The organism is Petrotoga sibirica DSM 13575 (genome assembly GCF_002924625.1).
Taxonomy (GTDB): domain Bacteria; phylum Thermotogota; class Thermotogae; order Petrotogales; family Petrotogaceae; genus Petrotoga; species Petrotoga sibirica.
Window position 1 is genome coordinate 1 of sequence record NZ_JAHC01000021.1, and the last position, 20,726, is coordinate 20,726.

Annotated in this window: 22 protein-coding genes; 3 read left to right on the forward strand and 19 right to left on the reverse strand. The window is 34.4% G+C overall.

The features are described 5' to 3' along the window. Positions 1-146: 146 nt before the first annotated feature. The 11 genes from fba to aroF all read right to left on the reverse strand — a co-directional run bounded on the left by fba (position 147) and on the right by aroF (position 10,800). The gene (gene fba / locus AA80_RS06035) at positions 147-1,085 is read right to left on the reverse strand and encodes a class II fructose-1,6-bisphosphate aldolase (protein ID WP_103876897.1); all 939 of its coding nucleotides are present in this window, start codon (positions 1,083-1,085) and stop codon (positions 147-149) included. A 39-nt stretch (positions 1,086-1,124) separates the two neighbouring features. Beyond that, positions 1,125-1,817, reverse strand: coding sequence for a lipid-binding SYLF domain-containing protein (locus AA80_RS06040; RefSeq protein ID WP_103876898.1), 693 nt, complete (start codon positions 1,815-1,817; stop codon positions 1,125-1,127). Between the two features lie 57 nt (positions 1,818-1,874). After that, positions 1,875-2,375, reverse strand: coding sequence for a transcription repressor NadR (locus AA80_RS06045; RefSeq protein ID WP_103876899.1), 501 nt, complete (start codon positions 2,373-2,375; stop codon positions 1,875-1,877). A gap of 87 nt (positions 2,376-2,462) precedes the next feature. Then, a complete protein-coding gene (locus AA80_RS06050) occupies positions 2,463-3,206 on the reverse strand; it encodes an undecaprenyl-diphosphate phosphatase (protein WP_103876900.1) in 744 nt (247 codons plus the stop codon). Positions 3,207-3,618: 412 nt separating this feature from the next. Next, a complete protein-coding gene (gene aroQ, locus AA80_RS06060) occupies positions 3,619-4,050 on the reverse strand; it encodes a type II 3-dehydroquinate dehydratase (RefSeq protein WP_103876902.1) in 432 nt (143 codons plus the stop codon). Further along, a complete protein-coding gene (gene aroB / locus AA80_RS06065) occupies positions 4,047-5,534 on the reverse strand; it encodes a bifunctional shikimate kinase AroK/3-dehydroquinate synthase AroB (protein ID WP_103876903.1) in 1,488 nt (495 codons plus the stop codon). The genes aroQ and aroB overlap by 4 nt, the downstream gene beginning before the upstream one ends. An 11-nt stretch (positions 5,535-5,545) precedes the next feature. Further along, entirely contained in the window at positions 5,546-6,652 is a 1,107-nt protein-coding gene (gene aroC / locus AA80_RS06070; protein WP_103876904.1) for a chorismate synthase, read from the reverse strand. 1 nt (position 6,653) lies between these two features. Then, positions 6,654-7,442: a shikimate dehydrogenase family protein gene (locus AA80_RS06075; RefSeq protein ID WP_233186863.1), complete on the reverse strand. Its 789-nt coding sequence runs from the start codon at positions 7,440-7,442 to the stop codon at positions 6,654-6,656. Continuing rightward, positions 7,439-8,737, reverse strand: a complete 1,299-nt coding sequence (gene aroA / locus AA80_RS06080; protein WP_103876906.1) for a 3-phosphoshikimate 1-carboxyvinyltransferase — start codon at positions 8,735-8,737, stop codon at positions 7,439-7,441. The genes AA80_RS06075 and aroA overlap by 4 nt, the downstream gene beginning before the upstream one ends. Positions 8,738-8,903: 166 nt before the next feature. Further along, positions 8,904-9,746: a prephenate dehydrogenase gene (locus AA80_RS06085; RefSeq protein WP_103876907.1), complete on the reverse strand. Its 843-nt coding sequence runs from the start codon at positions 9,744-9,746 to the stop codon at positions 8,904-8,906. 34 nt (positions 9,747-9,780) lie between these two features. Continuing rightward, on the reverse strand, positions 9,781-10,800 hold the full coding sequence (gene aroF / locus AA80_RS06090) for a 3-deoxy-7-phosphoheptulonate synthase (protein ID WP_103876908.1): 1,020 nt from the start codon (positions 10,798-10,800) through the stop codon (positions 9,781-9,783). Between the two features lie 475 nt (positions 10,801-11,275). Between aroF and AA80_RS06095 the strand changes: the two genes are divergently transcribed. After that, a complete protein-coding gene (locus tag AA80_RS06095; protein WP_103876909.1) occupies positions 11,276-11,947 on the forward strand; it encodes a zinc metallopeptidase in 672 nt (223 codons plus the stop codon). A gap of 11 nt (positions 11,948-11,958) precedes the next feature. Next, positions 11,959-12,228 carry an acylphosphatase gene (locus AA80_RS06100; protein ID WP_103876910.1) on the forward strand — a complete coding sequence of 90 codons (270 nt, stop codon included), beginning with the start codon at positions 11,959-11,961 and terminating at the stop codon, positions 12,226-12,228. Between the two features lie 31 nt (positions 12,229-12,259). Here AA80_RS06100 and trpA read toward each other — a convergent pair whose 3' ends face one another. The 7 genes from trpA to AA80_RS06135 all read right to left on the reverse strand — a co-directional run bounded on the left by trpA (position 12,260) and on the right by AA80_RS06135 (position 18,914). Beyond that, the gene (gene trpA, locus AA80_RS06105) at positions 12,260-13,036 is read right to left on the reverse strand and encodes a tryptophan synthase subunit alpha (RefSeq protein ID WP_103876911.1); all 777 of its coding nucleotides are present in this window, start codon (positions 13,034-13,036) and stop codon (positions 12,260-12,262) included. Continuing rightward, entirely contained in the window at positions 13,033-14,214 is a 1,182-nt protein-coding gene (gene trpB / locus AA80_RS06110; RefSeq protein WP_103876942.1) for a tryptophan synthase subunit beta, read from the reverse strand. Before trpB ends, trpA begins: the two co-directional genes overlap by 4 nt. Positions 14,215-14,298: 84 nt before the next feature. Beyond that, complete coding sequence (locus AA80_RS06115; RefSeq protein WP_103876912.1) at positions 14,299-14,925, reverse strand: phosphoribosylanthranilate isomerase; 627 nt, start codon at positions 14,923-14,925, stop codon at positions 14,299-14,301. Continuing rightward, positions 14,918-15,682, reverse strand: coding sequence for an indole-3-glycerol phosphate synthase TrpC (gene trpC / locus AA80_RS06120; protein WP_103876913.1), 765 nt, complete (start codon positions 15,680-15,682; stop codon positions 14,918-14,920). Before trpC ends, AA80_RS06115 begins: the two co-directional genes overlap by 8 nt. 134 nt (positions 15,683-15,816) lie before the next feature. After that, complete coding sequence (gene trpD / locus AA80_RS06125; protein ID WP_103876914.1) at positions 15,817-16,851, reverse strand: anthranilate phosphoribosyltransferase; 1,035 nt, start codon at positions 16,849-16,851, stop codon at positions 15,817-15,819. Further along, positions 16,844-17,434: an anthranilate synthase component II gene (locus AA80_RS06130; RefSeq protein ID WP_199177873.1), complete on the reverse strand. Its 591-nt coding sequence runs from the start codon at positions 17,432-17,434 to the stop codon at positions 16,844-16,846. The genes trpD and AA80_RS06130 overlap by 8 nt, the downstream gene beginning before the upstream one ends. A 1-nt stretch (position 17,435) precedes the next feature. After that, positions 17,436-18,914: an anthranilate synthase component I family protein gene (locus AA80_RS06135; RefSeq protein WP_166667753.1), complete on the reverse strand. Its 1,479-nt coding sequence runs from the start codon at positions 18,912-18,914 to the stop codon at positions 17,436-17,438. Between the two features lie 330 nt (positions 18,915-19,244). On the opposite strand from AA80_RS06135, the gene AA80_RS06140 reads away from it, so the two are divergent. Beyond that, positions 19,245-19,568, forward strand: a complete 324-nt coding sequence (locus AA80_RS06140; protein WP_233186861.1) for a DegV family protein — start codon at positions 19,245-19,247, stop codon at positions 19,566-19,568. Positions 19,569-19,707: 139 nt separating this feature from the next. On the opposite strand, the gene AA80_RS06145 is transcribed toward AA80_RS06140, so the two are convergent. Then, positions 19,708-20,664 carry an ROK family protein gene (locus AA80_RS06145; protein ID WP_103876917.1) on the reverse strand — a complete coding sequence of 319 codons (957 nt, stop codon included), beginning with the start codon at positions 20,662-20,664 and terminating at the stop codon, positions 19,708-19,710. Positions 20,665-20,726: the final 62 nt, after the last annotated feature.

Consider the following 20,726-nt stretch of genomic DNA (forward strand, 5'->3'; position numbering starts at 1 on the left):
CTTCGTTTTCCATTTCTAATATTTGATATTTTAAGGATGAACTTCCTGAGTTGATCACTAGTATTTTCATTTGAAATCCTCCTATTAATATTTGGTGGATAAAATTTAAAAAAGTACAACCATGAGGACCATGGCTGTACTTTGAATTAAGCTTTGTTAGCGGAACCTAAAAGCTCTAATCTATCTGAAACTACCTTTTTTACGTATTCTTTTGCCGTTTTCATGTATTTTCTAGGATCAAACTCTTTTGAATTGTTATGCAAGAATTCTCTTAATCCAGCAATAAAGGCCATCCTGAGGTCAGTATCAGTATTTACTTTATTTATACCTAATCGTACAGTTTCTTTCAAAATATCTGAGGGGACACCTTTTGACCCTCCAAAATCAGCTCCATAATTTTCAGCTATTTCAACCATTTCTTGTACAACACTTGAAGCACCATGAAGTACCAAAGGCATATTTGTCAATTCTTTAACCTTTTTCAATCTATCATAGTCTAATTTGGCTTCTCCTTTAAACTTAAATGCCCCATGGGAAGTGCCAATGGCTGGAGCTAGAAAATCAACTTGAGTTTCCTCGACAAAGTATTTTGCTTCATCTGGATTAACAAGAACAGATTCAGCTGAAACAACATTATCTTCGATTCCAGCTAACTTTCCCAATTCTGCTTCTACTGAAACACCCACTGCATGAGCTATTCTCACAATATCTTTCGTTGCTTTTATATTTTCTTCCAGTGGTTTATCAGATGCATCTATCATTACAGATGAATAACCAGCTTTTATTGCAGATATTATATGATTAAAATTCTTACCATGGTCTAGGTGCAGAGCAATTGGTATATCTAAGGAATCTGCAAACTCCCTAACCATCTTAACAAACAGACTGGCCCCTCTCAAAGGATCCCCCATGCCAGCATACTTCATTGCACCTTCACTTGTTTCGATTATCAGGGGGGATTTTTTCTCTATTCCTCCTTCCACAATTGCTTGAAGAAACTCGAGATTGTTAATGTTAAATGCTGCGACAGCATAGTACTCTTTATTTGCTTTTTCTAAAATATCTTTTGTGTTTACATAAGGCATACTTTTGTTTCCTCCTTTTTATTGAAATTTTAATGGCTATTAAGTTGTTTCTTTTTCTTTTAATTGTCTTTCTAATACAGCTTTTTCTAATAGTTCTACAATCTGTTTTGCTTCGTTATCAACTTCTTTTTCATTTAAAATTTGTTTAGGGGAAAGAGGTTTCCCATAATAAGCCTCATTGGAATTATCATCCACTCTGGTATAAGCCCCTTCAACAGAAACTCCAGCGTAGAATCCCTTTGTGATAGAATAAGAATATATGGATGCTTGTAATTTATAATCTATATCTGCAGAAAGTTGTCTACCCAACGGTCCAGCGGAAATACCAATAGAACCTCCTAAGGTAAAATTGTTATCCATAAAACCTTCCATCCCATTTTCATTCATTACAACTAAAATTAATCCCGCGGATTGTACTCCTATTTGTGCTCCCCAGCTTAAACCATATATATTTACAAATGATGGACCGTACCATTTACCTGTCTCGCTATCTTTTCTTAATACAATACCCTCACCATACTGACCGCCGATGATATAGCCTAATTTATAAAATGTGGGAAATATTACAATACCTTCTGCCATTTCTACTAGTTGAATAAAAGCGCCACTATCTGGTTTTGATAATAACTCCTCTACAGCGAAACGTGCTTCTTTAACGGTATTTTCAACAGCCGCAAATAGGCTAAATGAAAACAGTAGGGTAATGAGAGTCAACAAAATACTTTTTTTCATTTTTGTTCACCCCCTAAATTTTAGGTTGTTACATTCTTTTGAATCTCTGAAAATTACTTAGTCTAACAAAATTTTTCGCCTTTTTAGTTCTCTTTTTATGCAATTAAATTGCTCTTCGTTTTCTACTTCAATCCTGTGTAGATGAACTCCATTGTTTATTATTGATAAAGGTTTTGAAGTCTTTAATTTTGCTATAAAGTTTTCTACTTCTTCGATGGTATCTACCTCAATCTTACCACTTAGTTCTCCATAAACAGGATGCTCCACCGTTACATCGATTACTCTACCTCCACAGTTTACAATGGTCTTTAACTCATCTTCGATTTGTTCCACGGTATGTTTAACAGCAATCAATTTAATCAATCTATTGTTCTTATTCATTGAATAACCTTTCGGAGAAGATTGTATATCATAACCTTGGGCTTTCAAAATAGCCATATCTTTTACTATTATTTGCCTTGTTACGCCAAATCTTTCAGCAAGTTGTTGCCCTGGTATTGAATCTTTACTTGTAGAAAGAATGTTAAGTATTTTTTTTAGCCTTTCTTGTTTTCTCAAATCAGAAACTCCCTGATACTTTATTTGAGGTTCTTATAAATATTATAACAAATATTTTAAAAGATTAAATGAACAAAGTATTTACTACTAAATAATAATGGCTATGAGTCCGATAGCAAAACAGTAATATGAAAAATATCTCAGTTTTCCAACTAGTACCGTTTTTTTCAGTAGATACAGACCAAGCAAACCAAACACGAAGGCAAACAATCCTCCTAAAATTACCCAAGGAGAAAAAGTAACCTTGTTTATTTCAAAAATACCTGCCCCAAAGGTTACAGGAAGGCTCATCAAAAAGGAATATTTTAGGGCATCTTCCCTTTTTGTTTTCATTAAAAGAGCACCAAACAATGTTGCACCACTTCTAGATATCCCTGGAAATATTGCAAGGGCTTGCATGAGACCTATAATTAAGGCATCAACATAGGCCATCTCTGTTAAACTCTTTTTACCCTTTAGTGTGTCAGAAATTAGTAAAAAGATGGCAGTCACGATTAAAAAAATCCCAATCAATGTGAGAGAAGAAAAGGCTGATTCGATAGAAGCTTCCAAAGTGAAACCTATAAGAGCAGCTGGAATCGAAGAAATAATTAATTTAAGGAATAAAGAGAGTGATTCTTTTTCCCATTTAAAAAGTCCTCTGATCAAATTGACAACTTCTTTCCAAACGAAGATCAATACTGCAAAAAAGGTGGATAAATGTAGAAGAGCGAAATACGGTACATTTGTATCGATGTCCATGAACGATGAAAATATTGCCAGATGTCCAGAGCTGGATACTGGAAGAAATTCGGTTAGACCTTGTACGATTCCTAATATTATTTCTTTCACTTTTTACCTCCTAAGGTATATTTTTATCTAGTACCTTTAGAAACTCTAAAACCTTCTGTTAGCGCTGGACGTTAAGGGGTAAACCCCTTAAGATCCCCGAACGCATTTGCTTCGCAAATGAGAATATGGAAATTGTTTCTAAAGCAACACATCATTTGCAAAGCAAATGAGGGTTTGGATATTACTTTAAAAGCACTACAAACAATGCTTTTTGCATAGATCAGCAAAAAGCGTTTTGCACAAATCAGCAATAAGTTTTTTGCAAAAGGCTGCAAAAGGTAACCCCCTTAAAAACCCCAAATCAAGGTCAAAATCACTAAAAAAACATCGTTTGCACAATGCGGCAAACTTAAAAAGTTTTTTGCATAAAACGACAAAAGGGCTCCACCCTTTAGCCTGCAGCTTTGTATGATTAAGCTTGCTCTTTCAACTTTTCTTTTAGGTATTCTAATGCCAAGATATATCCATAGAACCCTAATCCAGATATGACCCCATCACACGAGGAAGAGGTAACAGAATTTTGTCTAAAACTTTCCCTTGCCATGATATTTGTAAGATGGACCTCCACTTTTGGCACATTTACAATTTCTAGGGCATCTCTTATCGCATAAGAATAATGGGTATAAGCACCTGGATTGATTATTAAAGCTTCAAAATCCGATTTTTGAATTCTGTCGATGATTTGACCTTCAGAGTTAGATTGAAAAAATCCCACATCTATACTATTATTTTGAGCAAAATGGTTTATCTGATTTTTTAAATCTTCGTAGGTTTCTGTACCATAGATATCTTTAGGGCGTTTCCCTAACATATTCAAGTTAGGACCGTTTATTATTAGAATCAAAAGGTTTCACCTTCCTTTAGCTTGATTTCTTCTATTATAATATTTCCTGGAGCTTTTAAAATCGGCATCTTTATTTTTTGATTTGCTCCTAGTTTTTTATCATTTGATACATAATGATATATGTCTCTTTCTTCTATTTGAATGTTTCTAACTTTTTGAGGGACAAGAGTTTCTAATGTATCTTTTATTTCTAGATAGTCTTTTTCTTGCAGATATTTTTTCTTGTAAAAAAATTCTATTTCTTTTATCAAACCCCATCCTACGGATAAGCCATGTGCGATTCCTGTAGCAGCTTCAAAGGCGTGACCTAAAGTGTGTCCAAGATTTAAACAACTTCTCAGCCCCGTATCTTTGAAGTCTCGTTCCACTATATGGAGTTTTTCTTCAATGGATCTCTTAATAAAAAAAGATAATTTATCTAGATTCCTGTTAAGTATTTCGTGCAAATTCTCTTTAAAAAATTCATAAAATTCACTCCCCGAGATCAATGCCATTTTATAACCTTCGATTAACCCTTCTATGAATGTTTCCTCATCTAAGGATAATAAAGAGAGTGGGTCTATCACAACTTCTTTGGGTAGGTTTATTGTTCCAACAACATTTTTATATTTTTTGAAATCTATTCCATTTTTTCCGCCTATTGAAGCATCGATCTGAGAAAGAAGTGTGGTAGGGTAAAACGAAAAATTCATACCTCTTTTGTAAGTGGAACCAACAAAACCTGTAAAATCGGTTATAGTTCCTCCACCAATCCCAAGAAGAAGATTGTCTCTAGAGACATTGTTTTCAAGGAGGTATTCGTAAGCCTTTATTACAAAAGAAATGTCTTTTGTTTTTTCTCCGTTCGGTAAGACAAGTTTTTTCTTTGGCAGGTATTCTCCATATAGTTCATTGACCTTTTCGCTGGTAAAAACCATTGAATCTGGTGGAAGAAACTTCAGACTTTCTGCATTTATTGATACTTTTTGGAAAGATGAATCTATTTCAAAATGGTTTTTAATATCGTATTGGTAGAGGATTTTAGCAACCGATTCCCATTCAGTCAAATTTGTAATATCAACCGTTTTGAATTGTTCATACAACTCTTTTCTATCTTTGTAGATCTTTATAATATTTTCTTTGTTGTTTGCCAGAAGGGGTCTATTTTCTAAGCTTACACGCTCTTTAAGCTTTTCAGGAGCAACTTTCAGATATATGGCATTTTCTTTTTTCAACATAGCTCTATTTTTAGCGCTTAAGATTATTCCTCCTCCAGTTGATACAACTAGGAATTGAGTGTTTTCAGCTAATTTTTCGAGGATAGCACTTTCCAGTTTTCTGAAGTATTCTTCACCGTATTTTTCAAAGATATCTTTTATTTTTTGATTTTCATTTTTTTCAATTTCATCATCTATGTCGATATGGGGTATGGAAAGTACTTTTGAAATCTTTTTTGCAAGGGTCGTCTTACCTGATCCCATCATTCCTACCAAGAAGATTTTCATTGAATATCACCTTATTTCTTGAAGTATCTATCTTTTATAAGTTCGATGTTGTCGTTTCCAAATCCGTCTATAATTTCTTCCATTAATATAATAGCCAGAGTGCATTCTGTTATTACAGTCGCAGCGGGAATAATAACAGAATCAGATCTTATGTAAGGCGCTTCTTTTGATTCTCTGGTTTCAAGATCAACAGAAGGAAGAGGATTTGCAAGTGTAGAAATAGGTTTGAAGTACGTAGTGACAACTATATTTTCCCCATTTGTTATCCCGGATTCTATGCCACCTGCGTAATTCTTTGTTCTGTGTATAACCCCATCTTCAACTTTGAAAGGATCTTGGAATTCAGATCCGGGTATACTCACATCTTCTTTGCCTATAAAAACTCCTTTCACGGAAGGGATCGACATGAAATATTTTCCTATTTTTGAATCAACTCTGTTCAAAACATCGGCGTAACTTCCCAGTCCAGGTTTCACATTTGTGGCGAATGTTTTTACACTACCTCCCAAGGTGGTTGCTTTTTTTAAAGCATTTTCTTTAATTTCTTCTATCATTTTCACAGAAATATCTTCAAAAGGGCATTGAACTTCTGATTCATTCCTTTTTTGGATGTAGTAGTGGAAATCTTTTTGAATATCTTCAAACCTTTCTTCTTCAACACTAACTTTTCCAATCGATTTTACAAAACTGAATGTGTTTATATCGAAATTTTCAAGAAATTGTTTAGCAACACTCCCTGTCGCGGTGAGTACACTTGTCCAACGCGCACTGTTTCTTTCAGTGTATATATTCAAATCATCTAATCTGTATTTATACCAACATGAATAATCTCCGTGCCCAGGTCTTGGCACATGTCTTTCTTTTTTGATAGGATTTTTTGCTTTGTTGTTTACAATTAAAACCAAAGGGGCGCCTGTTGTTATTCCTTCCCATAATCCGGAAACGATTGTTACTTCATCTTTTTCTAATTTCATCCTGTTTCCACGACCGTATCCCAACTGTCTCCTTCTTAGGTCTGTATTTATTTTTTCTATATCTATTTTTAACCCTGCTGGTATTTCTTCTATTAGTCCAATCATCTGTGGACCATGTGAATCTCCTGCTATCTTTACTTGCATTTTATTCACCTCTAGAAAAAGATTTGAAGGCTTCATCGAATGTTTCTGGTTTATAAATATCCCATATCTTCAAATTTTCAACCGCCTGGTGGTACCAAAAGGTTCGGCCATCTATGCATTTGATATTGTTTTCTTTTGCAATCTTTTGGAGAGGGGTATTATTGTAAACAATATCGTAAATTAAGGATAGATTAGTAAAATCTTTAACTTCTAAATTAAATGATTCTCCGAACATTCCAATAGAAGTGGCGTTTATGAAAGTTTTAGAACTACGGATTAGGCTTTGTAGGTGGTTAAAAGATTCAATTTTTATATCTATTTTTGACATGAAAATCTTTCTTAATTTTTCTGCTTTTTCAACCGTTCGATTTACAAGAAACAACTTTTTTATACCCATTTTGTACAAAGAGTAGATGATGGATTTACTCGCACCACCCGCTCCAACTAATAGGATTGGTTCTTGCAGAACAGATTTTTTTAAAGAGTTATAAAAACCTTTCCAATCCGTATTGTAACCTTTATTGTTGAAAATACAGTTAACGGCATTTATTTCTTTGGCTTCTTCCACAGGTTCGACGTACTTAATCACCTTTTCTTTGAAAGGAACCGTTACATTGAGTCCATCGTAAGATTCAATATATTTGTTAATTTCATCATCAAAATTATCAGGGACTATAACAATATCTTCATATACAGCATCGATATTAGCTTTTTTAAAATATTTATTAAAAACCTTTTTTGATAAACTTTCTTTGGGTGGGTATTCTAATAGTCCAAATTTTTCCATCATTTACTCCTTATTTTCTCAAAAATCTCTGTAAATTCAGGGAAAGATATATTCACGCACTCGAAGTTATTAATTTTTATAGGATTATCTGCTATCAAACCGGCTATAGCAAGTGACATGGCTATTCTATGATCGTTGTAACTTTCACAAGTGCAGTTCCCTCGTATTTTTTGACTTCCAATTATATCAAAACCGTCTTCTTTTTCTAAAACGTCTATGCCCAATTTTTTTAATTCTTTGGTGATTGTCTTTATTCTGTCTGTTTCTTTGTAACGTAATTCTTTTGCATCTTTTATTGATGTTTTTCCGTTTGCTTGGGTAGCAGCTATCGCCAATATAGGGATTTCATCGATAATCGAAGGAATCATCTCACCTTTTATTTCAGTACCTTTTAACGAACTACTTTTTACGAGTAAGTCTCCAACTGGTTCATTGTTTAATGTTTTTTCGTTGATAATCTTTATATCCGCTCCCATCATCTTTAACACGGATAATATACCCGTTCTGGTTGGGTTGGTTCCCACATTTTTTATTAACAGTGTCGAGTTTTTGGTTATAAGGGCTGCAACTATAAAAAAAGATGCAGAAGATATATCACCTGGCACGAAGAACTCCTGTCCTTTGAGCTTGTTAGTAAGACCTTGAATAACAACGGTTGTATCCTTTTGAATAATATCAGCGCCAAAATATTTTAACATTCTTTCCGTATGATCACGAGATCTGGCAGGTTCTATTACTTTAGTTTCTCCTTTTGCATACAAACCCGCCAACAAAATTGCAGATTTAACTTGAGCACTTGCAACAGGCGTTTTATAAACGATAGGAGATATATCTTTTGTTCCCAATATAGTTATGGGAGCAAGCTCACCATTTTTCCTTGCATAAAAACGCCCCCCCATTTTGCTTAATGGATCTATGACTCTTTTCATAGGCCTTCCTCTCAAAGAGTCGTCCCCTGTAATTACACTGTAAAAATTTTGAGCCGATAATACACCCATCATTAAGCGCATTGTTGTACCAGAGTTTTTTGCATTTAGAACGTTCGAAGGTTCAACGAAATTATCCTTTCCGTTTCCTTCTACGATTATCTCGCTTTTGTCAATATGTTTAATATTGGCGCCTATTGAATTTAATATATTTAAAGTGCTTAAGGTATCTTCAGAACTTAAAAAGTTGTGTATTTTTGTCTCGCCTTCAGCAATTGAACCAATTATGAGTGCCCTATGAGATATTGATTTATCACCTGGTAGGGTGATTTCCGCATTTATATTTTCTGTTGGAATTACTTCAAAATTCATCTTTTCCTCCTCTTATTGCTTTTAGAAATTTTAAAAGCTTGTTTTAGCGCCCTTTCACCCCGCTCCCCGCCCATAAGGATAAAAAAGACTTTGTCCCTTTCAACCTGTACCCCACCCATAAGGTTAAAAGGTCTTTGCCATTTGCCCTGTAGCACACCCATTACCCTCAAAATCCAAAATTACTGATTTTGATTAAATCATCTTTTATTTCGTTGTATTTATCTTCGATTAAATTCTTCTTGAAGACCTTTAACTCTTTTTCGAAATTCTCTATTGCGGTGAGTATATTATTTTTATTCTGTTTGAATATGTCGATCCACATTAGGGGATCGCTTTTCGACAGCCTTGTGGTGTCTTTAAAGCCAGTCCCGACTAATTTTAGATAATTTTCATTATCTTCTTTTAAATCCATGAGAGTTTTTACTAGATAATAAGAAATAACCTGTGGCAAATGGCTTGTTACTGATAGAATTTCATCGTGAGTTTTAGCATCTATTATTATTGGAATGGCTTCGATCTTTGTGATCAACCTTTCAAACTTATTAAAATACATCTGGTCACAATTTGCACTTTTTATCAATATATATTTTTTCCCCTTGAATAAATCCGATTTTGCATTTAGGGGACCTGATCTTTCGGATCCTGCCAAAGGATGACCACCTATAAAATTGATCTTTTTGTTTTTAAAACTATCAAATAACCGCATAATTTTAAGTTTAGTACTTCCAACATCAGTTACAACGGTATCTTCTTTTATTAGATCAATTGTATCACGTAAAATTATGTTTATGCTTTCTACTGGGGTTGCAAAAATTATTAAATCTGCTTTTGAAATATCTGATATTTTTGCAGGTTCATCTATAACTCCTAAATTTAAAGCTACTTTTAAATTATCATTATCGATATCGTATCCAATGATATTACTTATTTCTTTAGTTTCTTTAAATGCTAAAGCTAATGAAGTTCCAATTAAACCAGTGCCGATGATTATCGCGGTGTCAAATAACATTAATCGTACCTCCAATAACAATGTAGTTTGTTTGCTAAGCTAAGACTTTGCTATCTATGTCTAATATTGCTTTTATTTGGTCCATTAATTCACTGAATTGCTCAAAATTCAAAGATTGTTTGCCGTCGGAAAGGGCGTTTTGAGGATCCGGATGGACTTCTATTATTAAACCATCTGCACCAGCGGCTACAGCAGCTTTAGATAGAGGAGCGATGTATCTCCAATCTCCACTAGCGTGACTAGGGTCGATTATAATAGGTAAATGGCTGTATCTTTTAATTACGGGTATTGCACTGATGTCCAAGGTATTTCTCGTTTCATCCGTAAATGTCCTAATTCCTCTTTCACACAGTATAACCTGGCTGTTCCCTTCAGAAATGATATATTCGGCTGCCATTAAAAATTCTTTGTACGTAGCAGATAAACCTCTTTTGAGTAAAACTGGTTTATCCAGCTTACCTAATTCTTTTAAAAGTGAAAAATTTTGCATATTTCTGGCACCTATCTGTAAAACATCGGCATATTTTGAAACCAACTCTACCTCTCTGGTATCCATAACTTCTGTAACTATCTTTAAACCAGTTTCTTCTCTTACTTCTTTGAGAATTTTTAACCCTTCTTCTTTTAAGCCTTGGAAAGAATAAGGAGAAGTTCTTGGTTTATAGGCTCCCCCTCTTAGGAATTTAACCCCTTTTTCTTTTAAGAATCGAGCTGTTTCTAAAACCTGTTTTTTGTTTTCAACTGCACAAGGTCCCGCAATTGTTAAAAAATTTTTCCCTCCTATTTTTATTCCTCCTATGTCATAGATTGAATCTTTAGGTTTGAATGTTCTACTCGCTAATTTGAAAGGTTGAGTTATCTCTACAACCCTTTCAACCCCTGGGAAAGTTTCGATATTGTTTAAAATGTATTCCCTGTCACCTTCCCCTACTACTCCAACAATCGTGTGATTTTCACCTTTATCGGGATGAGCTTTAAAGCCTACTTCTTCCACTTTTTCAATAACCTTTCTGACTTCTTCTTCTGTTGCATTTTCTTCCATTACAATCACCACCTGAATTCACCTCCAAATTTTAAAAATATTGTCTTTAGAGATTCTAAAGCTTGTTTTAGCGCCCTTCGCCCCGCTGCCCGCCCGTTAATTTATTTCCCATAGTATTTTAAAAAAAAACAGGTGCCTACTAAAAGAGTAGACACCCATTTTGGAATCTTTGCGGACTATGTTTTTATACGACAAAACAAAGCCACCAAAATGGGTGTCTTGCTAAAATACCAATAGTATTTATTTTTATTTTCGATCGAGATCTTTGTAACCATTTTTGTACTCTCCTCAACTTTCCTTCAAAAATTATTTTATCAGTAAAAAAGATTTTTGTCAACTTAAAAAAGTTTTTTCTTGGTAATTCAAAATTAATGGGTATAAAAGTATACACAGCTGTAAAATAAGATAAATGAATAAGTGCTAAAATTTCTTATGAAATGTGTATTTTAAAAAGCTCATTTATCTAATGAGACGGAGGTGAGTTATCATGTTTTATTCTACACTGTTGTTGTTGATCCCACCATTGATATTGGCTATTTGGGCTCAAAGTAGAGTTAGTAGTGCTTTCAACAAATATTCTCGAGTAAAATCATCAATTGGAGAACCAGGTTATATGTTTGCAAGAAGATTACTTGATTCTGTGGGGTTGTATGACGTTAAAGTCGAAAGAGTAAGTGGTAACTTGACTGATCATTATGATCCTACAAAAAAAATCTTGAGACTTTCTGACTCTACTTATAACAATTCATCTATAGCTGCTTTAGGTGTGGTAGCTCACGAAGCAGGTCACGCCATACAACATGCTAAGGGTTATAAACCTTTAGTTCTAAGGAATCTGGCAGTACCATTGGCAGGTTTTGGTTCCAACATGGCGTGGATTATTTTCTTTGTTGGACTTATTTTTTCTGCCCCTTTCTTACTGAATGCTGGCATTTTCCTGTTTCTTTTCGTGGTTTTGTTTTCAATTATAACGTTGCCGGTTGAGTTCAATGCCAGTAGTAGGGCTTTGAAACTTTTACCCGTTATGGGAATGTCTAAAGAAGAAGTAGTAGGTGCAAAAAAGGTTTTATCAGCCGCTGCATTGACCTATGTAGCAGCTGCGTTGATGGCCATCGCTCAACTTTTGAGAATGCTAGCGTTAGCTAGTTCAAGAAATTAAGGTATATCTCTATGATTTGCAAAAGGTGGATATTGTATGGAAGAGTTCAAGGTGTTGGTTTAAGACATTTTGTAAGAGTGCATGGAGCAAGGCTTCAACTTGAAGGGTATGTTAGAAACTTACCCGATGGTTCGGTTGAGGTTGTTGCCCAAGGCGAAGAAGAAAAAGTTTTGAAACTAAAGAAAATCATCTTACAAGGAAATGGGTTCAGTAAGTTGGAAGATATTCAGGAAGATGATTTCCCTATAGGTAATTATGGAAGTTTACATATAGAGTATTGAACTAAAAATAGAGGCTATTGCCTCTATTTTTTTACCAAACTTTTAAACTTTTTATAAAACTTTTTATTTCTTTAAGCATTTTAACTTTGTCATCGCTGTTTTTATCTATTATTTTTATGAGAGCACTTCCTACTATTATTCCATCAAAATAATCGATAATATTTTTTACCTTTTCTGGGCTATCTATCCCAAAACCGATAGCTAAAGGTATATCAATATACTTTCTCACTCTTTGTGAATACTCTTTCAAATGTTCTATTGGTGCTTGGCTATCGCCTGTTACTCCCATAATAGATACACAGTATAAAAACCCAGAACATACCTTAGATATTTCTTTTAGGCGCTCTTCTGAGGTGTTTGGAGCAACCAGTAAAATAGGATCGATACCGTTTTCTTTTATTTTTGCGTAAAATTCCTCTTCTTCGTCAAAAGGCAAATCTGGAATTATTACCCCAGAGATGCCAGTATTTACTGAGTCTATTATAAAATTGTTGATACCATAATTGAGAATTGAGTTGTAATAACCCATTAAAACGAGTGGGCAAGTAACATCTTCTTTGATTTCATCCAAAGTTTCAAAAATTTTTTTAAGTGTAACCCCATTTTTTAAAGCTTTTTGGCTTGCTTTTTGAATTATTGGCCCATCGGCTAAAGGATCAGAAAAAGGTATTCCTACCTCTATAATATCAACACCATCTTTGTTCAATTCTAAGATAATTTCTTTTGTAGCCTCTAAACTCGGATCTCCGGCTGTTACATAGGTGATTAAAGCCTTGTTACTTTTGAAAACTTCACTTATTTTGCTCATTCTATTACCTTCCTATTAAGCTTTCTATAAGAATCGACATCTTTGTCTCCTCTTCCAGAAAGATTTATCAGCATGATTTTATCTTTATCGAGTGAAGGTGCAATTTTCATAGCGTAAGCGATTGCATGAGAACTTTCAAACGCTGGGATGATTCCCTCCAATTTCGTTAAGAGTTCGAATCCTTTCAATGCTTCTTCATCTGTTATGGATACATACTGTGTTCTTTTTTCATCATGTAGGTAACTATGTTCAGGCCCCACACCAGGATAATCTAAACCTGCAGAGATGGAATATGCCAGTTGAATTTGTCCATCTTCATCTTGTAAAACGTAAGATTTACTCCCGTGAAGCACGCCTACTTTTCCCGCAGTCAAAGAAGCAGCGTGTTGGCCAGTCTCTAATCCCTTTCCTGCAGCTTCCACTCCTATCAATTCAACATCTTTATCTTCTATGAAAGGATAGAATATCCCCATGGCATTACTACCTCCACCAACACATGCAACTATATAGTCTGGTAACCTCCCTTCTTTTTCTAAAATCTGGATTTTAGCTTCATCACCAATAATCCTTTGGAAATCTCTAACTATTTTAGGATATGGATGTGGTCCTACTACTGAGCCTATAACGTAATGAGTGTTTTCAACGTTTGTAACCCAGTCTCTAATAGCTTCATTTATGGCTTCCTTTAAAGTTTGGCTACCGCTGTATACAGGCACTACTTTTGCTCCCAACAGCCTCATTTTGTATACGTTGAGGGCTTGTCTTCTGATATCTTCTGCTCCCATGTAGACTATACATTCCAAACCAAATCTTGCGGCGGCGGTTGCAGTTGCCACACCGTGCTGGCCTGCACCGGTCTCTGCGATTATTCTTTTTTTATTCATTCTTTTTGCGAGTAACACTTGTCCCAAGACGTTATTTATTTTGTGTGCCCCAGTATGGTTTAAATCTTCTCTTTTTAGATATATCTTTGGACCTTTAAGGTATTCGGTGAATCTTTCGGCGAAATATAAAGGGGTAGGCCTCCCGCAATAATCTTTTAACCAACCTTCGTATTCATCGATGAAATCAGGATCTTTTGAATATTTTTCATAAGCTTCTTCCAATTCCTCAAGAGCTGGAATCAATGTCTCTGGAACATATCTACCACCATATTGACCAAAATAAGCCTTTTTTATCAAATTTCATCCTCCTTTTTTATTTTTTGCAAATTTAAAATCTTTTTTAGCTCCCCTTCGCCCAGCAACCCACCCGTTTTAAAATCATCCATTTATTTTTATACTGTTTATTTTGTTAATACTTTCTTTTATTATCCTAATATCTTTTTTACCTGGAAACAATTCGACTTTACTGTTTAGATCAACAGCATTAGGTTTGATTATTTTTATAGCTTCAACTACATTTTCTAGGCCTAAACCACCCGCTAAGATGAATGGTTGTTTTATATCTACCTTTTTTAAAATCTCCCAATTGAAAGTTTGTCCTGTTCCGCCTATCTTTTGCCCAATTTTTGTATCGAATAAAAAGTAATCGACAAAATTACTGTATTTGGAGATCTCTTCTAACGAACTTTCATTTTCAATTTTAATAGCTTTTATTGTTTTTAACTTGCATTTTTTGATTAGATCTACATCTTCTGAACCGTGAAATTGAACGTAATCAAACACTTTACTTCTTTCAATTTTTTCTATTTCTTCTATAGTTGGATTAGCTACAACAGCTACCCTACTTACAAATGGAGGTAACTTTTTAGATATTTCAACAACCTTCGGTAATTCAACTTTCCTCGGACTTTCAGCTAAAATAAAGCCTAAAGCATCTACCCCGGCTTCGGATATGTTAATAGCATCTTCAATGTTAGTGATTCCACAAACTTTTACCCTAATCACTGTAAATTACTCCTTTTTCTGGAAAAAACTCCCCAATCTTTGAAACAGGATCGTTTTCTTTCATTAGAGCTTCTCCAATTAATACCCCATCTACTCCCAAACTTCTAAGATAATCGACATCACTTTTTTCTTTAATCCCGCTTTCTGAAATCACGTAAAAATCCTTTCGTTTATCTAACTTTTCAAGTTCTTCTAGTAATTTTTCTGTGTTTCGTAGATTAACAGAAAAATCATTCAAATCCCTGTTGTTTATTCCCAAGATTTCAGTTTCTGTATCTAAAACCTTTATTAGCTCTTGTTGGTTATGAATTTCGACTATAGTCTCTAAACCTATATCTTTTGATATCCTAAGAAAATCAGAAATCTCTTTTTTTGATAGTATTGAAGCTATGAGTAAAATAACGTTGGCTCCTAGAAATAATGACTGGTAAATTTGTATAGGATCGATTATGAAATCTTTTCTTAAAATGGGAAGATTTGTTTGTCTTCTTAGCCTTTTTAAAATTGCTGTACTACCTTGAAAGTATTTTTCATCAGTTAGGATAGAAATAGCATCTGCGCCACCTTTTATGTATAACTCTAATTGCCTTTGCGAATCAAAATTAGTTGAAATAATCCCTTTACTTGGAGAAGCTTTTTTGATTTCGGCTATTAGAGTTAATTTTCCTTTTTGGAAGGAATCTTTTAAGGATATTTTCTTTTCTTTTAGCTTTGCTACTTCTTCCTTTTTTGTTTCTACTATTTTTTCTAAGTACATTTTTCCCTCCTTTTCAAGAGTTTTTCTTTGTTTTAGAGCCCTTTGCCCCGCAGCCCACCGTTTTTTGTGAGCCACTGTCCAATATTTGTTGGTACTTTTTTGTTCAGCTCAATGCCCTCTTTTCCCAAGAAAATCTAGGAAGTTTTCGCTTGTAAAGATAGAAAGTTAGTAAACTCTACCATCTCTTCCAATTTTGACATTGCTTTTTTGCTGTCAATTATTTCTTGTGCATAAGTGATACCTTCTTCTAAACTGTTGACCTTTTTTGCCACATATAATCCAGCTGCAGAATTTAAAACTACTACGTCCCTTTTTGGCCCCATTTCCCCGTTAAATATGTTTAATATTATTCTTCTATTTTCTTCTGTGCTTCCACCTTGGATCTCTTGTATACTGTATTTTTTTAGCCCTAAATCTTCTGGGTATATTTCTAACTTTTCTATCTTCCCTTCATTTAAAAATGCCACTTTATTCTTACCTGAAAGTGAAAATTCATCTATACCCCCCGCTCCGTGAACAACCATCGCCCTTTTAACTCCCAGGTTGTTCAAAACTTCTGCTATAGGATAAACCAAGTTTGGACCGAATATACCCATTAATTGATATTTTACGTTTGCAGGATTCGTTAAAGGCCCTAATACGTTAAAAATGGTTCTTATTCCTAATTCTTTTCTTGGTACAGCAGCGTGTTTAGTAGCTTTATGAAAATCTTGAGCAAAAAGAAAGGCTATATTTATTTCTTTCAAACATCTTTCAACTGAAGAAGGAGGCAAAGATATATTGACTCCAAGAGCTTCTAAAACATCTGCACTCCCACTTTTACTTGATACAGATCTGTTACCGTGTTTCGCAACAGTTACCCCAGCTGCTGCCAAGATAAAAGCTACAGCGGTTGAAATGTTGAAGGTTCCTTTAGCATCTCCACCTGTTCCACACGTATCCATGAGTTCATCGCTTTCAATATAAATTGATGTTGCTTTTTCCTTCATAACCTTCGCACTTGCTGTGATTTCTTCTACCGTTTCTCCTTTCATATGCAGAGCAACTAAAAAACCAGAAAGTTGACTGTGAGTTACTTTACCTTCCATAATCATCTCCATCGCTTGTTTCATTTCGTCTAGACCGAGATTTTCTCCCTTTACAACTTTTTGAAGATAGTAGTTAAACATAGCTGACACCCCTTTCAACTTTAATATTTATAAAATTCTCTATCAATTTTGGACCCACTGTTGTTAATATAGATTCAGGATGGAACTGTACCCCATATATTTGGTAAGTTTTGTGGCTTAAAGCCATGATTTCTCCGCCTTGTGCAGAAGCAATTATTTTTAATTCTTTCGGGAACATCTCGTTTGACACGATAAGTGAATGGTATCTAGTAGCTTCAAAGGGGCTATCTATACCTTTAAATATATCGTGCTTTTCTTTTATATATATCTTAGAAGTTTTTCCGTGGAATATCTCTTTTGCTCTGACAACCTTTCCATTGAAAGCCTCTGCAATGCACTGATGACCTAAACAGATTCCAAGAATGGGAATAACCCCCTTAAAATACTTAATAATTTCGACGGAAATCCCAGCATCTTTGGGAACACCTGGTCCTGGAGAAATTATTATATGAGAAGGCTTGAGCATTTCGACATCTTTTAAAGTTAGTTTGTCGTTTCTATAAACTAAAACATCATCGAACTCACATGCCGTTTGATAAATGTTGTAAGTGAATGAGTCATAATTGTCTATCAAAAGAATCATCTCAGCAATCCCCCTTTTCTAAAGATTTAAACATCGCCATTGCTTTATTGACTGTTTCATAATACTCATTTTCGCCAATGGAATAAGACACTATCCCAGCACCAGCTTGTATCCTGACTTCATTTTCTTTGCACACCATGGTCCTGATTGCGATACTTGTATCTAAATTTCCTTTTGTATCAATGTATCCCACTACACCGGCATAGATTTCTCTTGGTTCGTCTTCCAATTCATCAATTATTTCAATTGCCCTAATCTTTGGTGCTCCTGATACAGTCCCCGCTGGGAACAAAGATTTTAAAACATCCAGTGAGTTTAAATAATCCTTTTTTAAACCTTCAACTTGAGAATAAATATGCATCACATGTGAGTATTTTTCTATTCCAAAAAATTTTGTCACCTTAACACTTCCTTCTTTACATACCCTGCCTAAATCGTTCCTTGCAAGATCAACCAGCATTATGTGTTCTGCCCTTTCTTTCTCATCACTTAAGAGTTCTTTTTCTATGGCTTCATCTGCTTTAGGAGTTCCCCCCCTTTTTCTTGTACCAGCAAGGGGCCTGGTGATTACTCTTTGTCCTTCAACTTTTACGAGCATTTCTGGAGATGAGCCAATGAGGGTCGCCTCTGGGTAATTTAGATAAAACATGTAAGGTGAAGGGTTTATCCTTCTCAGATTTTCATATATTTCAAAAGGATGTTGCGTTATTTTGCAAGAAAACCTTTGAGATAAGACGATTTGAAAAGCCTCACCGGCGTTTATATAATTCTTTGTTTTTTCTACTTTTTCAATGAATTCTTCTTTACTTGTGTGGTGTTTGATCCTCAATTTGACTTGATCGTTGTTTTTTTCTTCTTTTTTTTGAGTAGGAGTTTTTTTCAAATCTTTTAATATCTGATGATTTTCATGTTTTGCCAAAGAAATTCGACCTTCTATATCTTCTTCTGATCCACTATCAACAACATTTACCAAATACCCCACTTTTTCACTTTGATCTAATATCAACGAGATTCTTGGAAATACTAAGATAGATAGTGGTAAATCTCCATGTTTGAGATCTTTATCCATTTCATTATGGTATATATCTTCCCAAACAGAAATAATCTCATAACTGAAGTATCCGACGAAACTCGCAAATAAATCTGGGATATTTAGAATCCTTTCATATTGAATACTTTTCAACTGTTCCTTTAAAAAAGATATGTAATCTGTACTTTCATCAAAAAAAGTTTTGCCTTTTTCAATAAAATTAAGTTTTGTTTTATTCTTGACTATATAACTTAATTTCACGACTTTTAATGGAGTGATTCCTATTAAGGAATACTTTTTCTCGTTGATTGAAAGATTTTCTAGTATAAAAGAATATGGATTATTTAAAGCAATTTTTTTATAAATTACCGTTGGATCGAAATTTTCCAAGCTTATTTTTTCTATAATTGGTAAAATTGATTGATTTATTACAGACTTTTTTGTATACATATTCCCCTCCTTCTCAGCCTTAATTCTTAGTTTGTGCTTTTTGAAAAAAATAAAAGGAGGTCCTTTTATCCCTTTTTTAATAGGAAAAAGACCTCCTAAATTAAAAAAGGGCATCCCTTCAGGGATGCCCTTTGTTACTTTCTAGGCAGATTCTTAGGGGCACCCCTATCCGAGATGCCACCACCAATTAATTATATTTATTGTATTATTTTCTAACTTAGGTGTTTTTAAGAAAAGATTTTCTTGATCAAACATGCTATTACCCCATTAATATCAATTTAATTTTAGTATAACATACTTTTTTAATCTTGTCAAGTTTTCGCAGGGCGTGTGGGGAGATTGAAAGGTGAATTTGCATCTTTATTGAATATAAAACTTATTCTGGCTGGTACTAGAGAAGGTACTATAACTTTATTAGATAAAGTACGAGGAAGTAAAAATGCCATTAAAAAGCTAGTTGATAAAATAGGAGAAGTAAGGAATAATTTGAAAGATAAAGTTTTAGGAATTGCTCACTGCAATGTTCTTGAGAGAGCTGAGTATATCAAAAAAGAAGCAGCTAAAAGATATAATTTTAGAGATATAATTATTGTGGAAACTGCAGGGATAAGCACAGTCTATGCTAATGAAGGCGGAGTTATACTTGCTTTTTAAAGTGGGTTAAATTTTGGAAAATCCCGCCAATATAGGCAGGGATTATGTTTATATTATTTTTTTGCATTTATCTTTGTTTTACACAGCAAGAATGAATGCCTTTCAAACTTTCTTTCGGTTCTAGATAAGAGATTCTTGATTATAAACTATAAGGGTTTTCTTCGGCATAAAAGGCTGCAGATGCTGCTCCTAAAATACCTGCATCTTCTACTAAAGATGATTGTTCTATGGTATAAGTGTCGACGAAACTGCTCATAACATATTTTTTTGTCATCTCTCTTAATGGAACAAAAAGAGCATCCCCAGCTTTGCTTAATCCCCCGCCTATTATAATTTTTTCGGGGTTGAAGGCATGAACATATCCTCCGATAGCCCTTGCAAGTGCATCAATTGCAAAATTACAAACTACAGTAGCAAGAGGATCGTTTTTTTCGTAAGCTTGAAAAACATGTTTTGATTCAATGTTTTCTTTTTTCCCCGCTAATTTTAAAACAAGGCTATCCGGATATCTATCTAGCAGATTTCTAGCTTCTAGTGCAATATATTTTGCAGAAGAAGTAGCTTCAACACATCCTCTATTACCACATCCGCATTGTGGACCATTTGGTATAACCACAACATGACCCAATTCTGGGGCAAGACCATCTTTCCCCGTTAAAAATATGTTGTTACAAACAACACCTGAACCTATGCCTGTTCCTATGGTTAAAGCGATGAAATCCTGCAAACCCTTTGCTTTTCCAAAATACCATTCTCCCAGTGCAAAGGCATTAGCATCGTTTTCTAAAAAGACGTCAACGTTTATATTTTCTTTTATTAAGCTTACCAATTCAAAATTTCGCCAATTTGGAAAGTTTGGGGAAAATCTCACAATTCCATTTTTTCTATCTATTGAACCTGGTGAACCTATTCCTATTGCAGAAAATTCAGTATTTTCCGTTAAAACTTTTACCGTTTTTGTTATATTAGCTATTACTTGGTCATTTCCCTTTTCCACCTCAGTAGGTCTAGAAATCTTTTTGATTATTCCTTTTTTTTCATCGACTAATCCAGCTTTTATCTCAGTGCCTCCCAAATCGATCCCTACTACTAACATTGCGATCACTCCTTGAAGTGTATTTGCTGTCTTCTAGTATATTTGCTCCCCTTAGCCCCGCA

Excerpts from the sequence above, each read along its gene's own strand:
- AA80_RS06135 (WP_166667753.1), bottom strand. The coding sequence starts at position 18,914 with ATGTATACAAAAAAGTCTGTAATAAATCAATCAATTTTACCAATTATA.
- trpC (WP_103876913.1), bottom strand. The coding sequence starts at position 15,682 with ATGTACTTAGAAAAAATAGTAGAAACAAAAAAGGAAGAAGTAGCAAAG.
- AA80_RS06040 (WP_103876898.1), bottom strand. The coding sequence starts at position 1,817 with ATGAAAAAAAGTATTTTGTTGACTCTCATTACCCTACTGTTTTCATTT.
- trpA (WP_103876911.1), bottom strand. The coding sequence starts at position 13,036 with ATGAGCAAAATAAGTGAAGTTTTCAAAAGTAACAAGGCTTTAATCACC.
- AA80_RS06095 (WP_103876909.1), top strand. The coding sequence starts at position 11,276 with ATGTTTTATTCTACACTGTTGTTGTTGATCCCACCATTGATATTGGCT.
- trpD (WP_103876914.1), bottom strand. The coding sequence starts at position 16,851 with ATGTTTAACTACTATCTTCAAAAAGTTGTAAAGGGAGAAAATCTCGGT.
- AA80_RS06075 (WP_233186863.1), bottom strand. The coding sequence starts at position 7,442 with ATGATGGAAAAATTTGGACTATTAGAATACCCACCCAAAGAAAGTTTA.
- AA80_RS06085 (WP_103876907.1), bottom strand. The coding sequence starts at position 9,746 with ATGTTATTTGACACCGCGATAATCATCGGCACTGGTTTAATTGGAACT.
- aroA (WP_103876906.1), bottom strand. The coding sequence starts at position 8,737 with ATGAATTTTGAAGTAATTCCAACAGAAAATATAAATGCGGAAATCACC.
- AA80_RS06130 (WP_199177873.1), bottom strand. The coding sequence starts at position 17,434 with ATGATTCTTTTGATAGACAATTATGACTCATTCACTTACAACATTTAT.
- fba (WP_103876897.1), bottom strand. The coding sequence starts at position 1,085 with ATGCCTTATGTAAACACAAAAGATATTTTAGAAAAAGCAAATAAAGAG.
- AA80_RS06145 (WP_103876917.1), bottom strand. The coding sequence starts at position 20,664 with ATGTTAGTAGTAGGGATCGATTTGGGAGGCACTGAGATAAAAGCTGGA.
- AA80_RS06100 (WP_103876910.1), top strand. The coding sequence starts at position 11,959 with ATGATTTGCAAAAGGTGGATATTGTATGGAAGAGTTCAAGGTGTTGGT.
- aroC (WP_103876904.1), bottom strand. The coding sequence starts at position 6,652 with ATGCAAGTAAAGATAGCAGGAGATTCACATGGTCCACAGATGATTGGA.
- aroB (WP_103876903.1), bottom strand. The coding sequence starts at position 5,534 with ATGAAAATCTTCTTGGTAGGAATGATGGGATCAGGTAAGACGACCCTT.